Source organism: Streptomyces chiangmaiensis (genome assembly GCF_036281785.1).
Classification (GTDB): Bacteria; Actinomycetota; Actinomycetes; order Streptomycetales; family Streptomycetaceae; genus Streptomyces; species Streptomyces chiangmaiensis.
In genome coordinates, this window is record NZ_JAYWVC010000449.1 from 1 (window position 1) to 2958 (window position 2958).

General features: G+C 68.7%; 4 protein-coding genes. All 4 read right to left on the reverse strand.

The window, feature by feature from the left end; all coding sequences use genetic code 11:
* Positions 1-144: 144 nt before the first annotated feature.
* Positions 145-927: a CbtA family protein gene (locus VXC91_RS44160; RefSeq protein WP_329512978.1), complete on the reverse strand. Its 783-nt coding sequence runs from the start codon at positions 925-927 to the stop codon at positions 145-147.
* 15 nt (positions 928-942) lie between these two features.
* The gene (locus tag VXC91_RS44165) at positions 943-1161 is read right to left on the reverse strand and encodes a hypothetical protein (RefSeq protein WP_329512979.1); all 219 of its coding nucleotides are present in this window, start codon (positions 1159-1161) and stop codon (positions 943-945) included.
* Between the two features lie 47 nt (positions 1162-1208).
* Positions 1209-1574 (reverse strand): hypothetical protein, encoded by a 366-nt coding sequence (locus tag VXC91_RS44170; protein ID WP_329512980.1) that lies wholly within the window; start codon positions 1572-1574, stop codon positions 1209-1211.
* A gap of 520 nt (positions 1575-2094) precedes the next feature.
* The gene (locus VXC91_RS44175; protein ID WP_329512981.1) at positions 2095-2736 is read right to left on the reverse strand and encodes a helix-turn-helix domain-containing protein; all 642 of its coding nucleotides are present in this window, start codon (positions 2734-2736) and stop codon (positions 2095-2097) included.
* Between the last annotated feature and the right edge of the window lie 222 nt (positions 2737-2958).

Consider the following 2958-nt stretch of genomic DNA (forward strand, 5'->3'; position numbering starts at 1 on the left):
TCCCAGATCACCGACAGGCGATCTGGGAGAGCCATGGGCTGGTGAGGCAAGGCGCCGGCCGGGCGACGGCCGTAGACCACCGAATGGCCACTGTGACGGCTTACTCAAGAGCGACGCGGGGCGGCAGACTTTAATGACACCTCGTCAGACAGGCGTGGACTGGGGCGCGGTCGGCCTGACCGCGGGTACCGCACGCGAGCCGGCGCGCAGCCCCAGCGCCCCGAACACCGCGCCGAGCACCGCCCACAGCAGGGCGTGGGCAGCCAGGGACTGCAGCCGGAAGTCCCACAGCAGGGTCGCCGGTACTGCCACCGTGTCCGGATTGTCGGGCAAGGTGAACAAGACGGCCAGGACCGCTACGAGGCTGCAGGCCACCGCCACGTGCCGGCGTGGTGCGGACCGGTCGGCCAGACGTCGGCCGACCTGCCAGGCCAGCAGGACGCCAAGGACCCCGATCGCCACCGCGGCCAGCCACAGCAACTGCCGGTCGCGAACCGTACCCGAGTCGCCGACGCCGGGCGGGACGGCCGGGTAGCGAAGTCCGGGCAGCAACGAGAGCGCCACGAACCCTGCTCCGGCCAGACTCATAGCGCGCGGCCACGGCCCGACGCCCGGATCGGAGCGCCGATTCACCAAGGCGTACACCACCCCGAAGAGGGCCCCGAGAGCCAACCCGGCAACGACCGTGGTGACGACCAGCCCGAAATGCTGGGCACCCCGGGAGAACAGTTCCTCATGGTGGTGTACGACGGCTGCCGTCGCACCCTGCCCATGGCGGTGCGACCGCGCTTCTCGGCTCTGCTCTTCCAGACGGACCGCATGATCCATCAGGGGCTCGGAGAGCAGGAGGGAGAACAGGCCGGTGGCAAGACCCGCCAGGGCACCCGCCGCCAGCCCGCGCCGCAGAAGGGGAAGGACAGTGGGCATGGCTGCCGGCCCCGATCAGTGGCAGGGGGCACCGAGAAGGTGCCGGCCGTCGTGCGTGAACTCGTGCAGGTAGCTGCCCGTCGCCGAGACGAGTGAGCCGTCGTCGATGAACACCGCGTAGAGGGCGAGCAGCGCGACGATCACCGCGGCGCCGGCGATGAGCCAGTCCCGGGTGAGGTCGGTGGCATCGGCGAGAGTCTCTGAGCTGGTGTGCTGCGCCGTGTGCAGGGACATCCGTAGCTCCTTCACGGGGCTTCCACGCCCCATAGGGATCAGTTGTGTCAGGAGACGTGTGCGGGGGCGAGCCTGAGGATGCTCGGGGAGGATGCGGTTTCGTGCTGGGGGTGGCGGGTGGGGTGCCGTGCGATGTCGGTGGCCAGGCTGAAGATGCGTTCGGCCAGGTCGGGGTCGTGCCACTGGTGGCAGTCCAGGAAGTCCAGCCACTGGGAGGGCGGGATGACCTGCGTGCCCGAGTAGTCCAGCTCATGCCAGGTGACGGCGAGTTCCATGAGTTCGAGGAGGCTGTGGGGGTCGTTGTCCACGGTGAGGAGGCTGTCGTGGTGGGTGTGGAGCGAGCGGCTGAAGGCGCATCCCTTCGGGCATGGCTGCCGGTCGCCGGCGCGGGAGATGCCGGGGTGCCGTGGCATGTGGTGCTCCTCGGTCAAGAGTGCGGCTCGGTCAGTCGGCGGGCACCCGCGGTGTCGGCTCGGGGCCTGCACGGACTGAGTGAATGACGATGCTGGGCTTCGGTGTTGCACGCGGATTGCAGCGCCGTGCAACACCTTCGGCGCACCGACGGAATGGCGGAAATGTCCGTCGATACAGACCTGGCAAGCCCTGCCCGCAGGCTGCAACGGCGTCGGTCGTCGCAGCCGTGCAACAGCCCGTGGACGCCGTCAGGACCGGGGCGATTGCATGCCCTTGCCGCCACCGTCGAGGCTCGGTCGCCCGGTTGTGGCGAGGTCGTACCCATGGTTGGCGAGCAGGGCCCACACCCCCTTGCCCGTACCCACGCCGTATCCACGGGACGGGCTGCCGACCGGGCCCGGGACTTCGGGCGGCGACGAAGCCCGGAAGACCGACTCGGGGCATGCCGGGCTCCGGGGCCCCGGCCGTGTGATCACGCCGGTTCGCCGCGGCAGAGCGCCCGTTTCCGGACGGCCGGGCTCAGGCGTCGTCGTGGAGTTTGATCCATGCCAGGGTCGCGGAGCCGGTATGCGGATTCGTCCACGAGTACCTGCACGAGGCAAGGTAGTGCAGGGCGTCCCCCTGCTTCAGTGCGAACTCCTGCTCCCCCACCGTGAAGTCGACCGCGCCGTCCAGTACGAGCACCAGTTCCTCGCCGGGCCGGGCCGGAGACCATTCACTGCCACGGGCACCCGGGGGAAGGGTCGCGACCACGCCGTTGACACGGAACCGCTCGGAAGGACCGGAGATGTCAGCCAGTTCGACCCCGGTTCGGCGTGTTTTCACCACCTTGCGCTCGCCCGCGGGAATGTAGACGGCTGATGCCGGGTCGGTGGTCTCTTCCTCTATGAAATAACCGACGGGCCGCTCCAGGGCGGAGGCGAGCTTCAGCAAGGTGGTGACCGTGGGCACCATGTCGCTCCGCTCGATCTTGTAGATCGCGGCCGCACTGACCTCCGCCCGGCCGGCCAACTGCTGGAGGGACAGCCCGAGTTGCGTCCTCAGCTCACGGACTTTGGGCCCGATGGCACTCACGACGGCTTGCCAATGAGGCACCGCCCCGCCGGTACCCGACTCATGGGACGGCTCCGCCGACGCAGCCGCCGTACGTCGTGTCGCCACTCGCTCGCTCCTTGTTCGCGACTCGTTCTGAGGGCCTACTTTAGTAGATGGTTTGAGTCGGATGGCGAACTAGGTTCGACTGCGCAGCTCCTTCCGCTCCGGCGCCCGCTTCGAGAACGGGCTCCTCGCAGAGCGTCCGGAAACGGCCCGAAGCTCAACTCGTCCACAGGTATTGACAATCGCTCTCAGGGCAGCTGGTAATGGCGCAGCTGCTCTGCTGAA

Bases quoted from the DNA above. Each gene is read 5' to 3' on its own strand.
- VXC91_RS44160 (WP_329512978.1), bottom strand. From the start codon at position 927: ATGCCCACTGTCCTTCCCCTTCTGCGGCGCGGGCTGGCGGCGGGTGCC.
- VXC91_RS44165 (WP_329512979.1), bottom strand. From the start codon at position 1,161: ATGTCCCTGCACACGGCGCAGCACACCAGCTCAGAGACTCTCGCCGAT.
- VXC91_RS44170 (WP_329512980.1), bottom strand. From the start codon at position 1,574: ATGCCACGGCACCCCGGCATCTCCCGCGCCGGCGACCGGCAGCCATGC.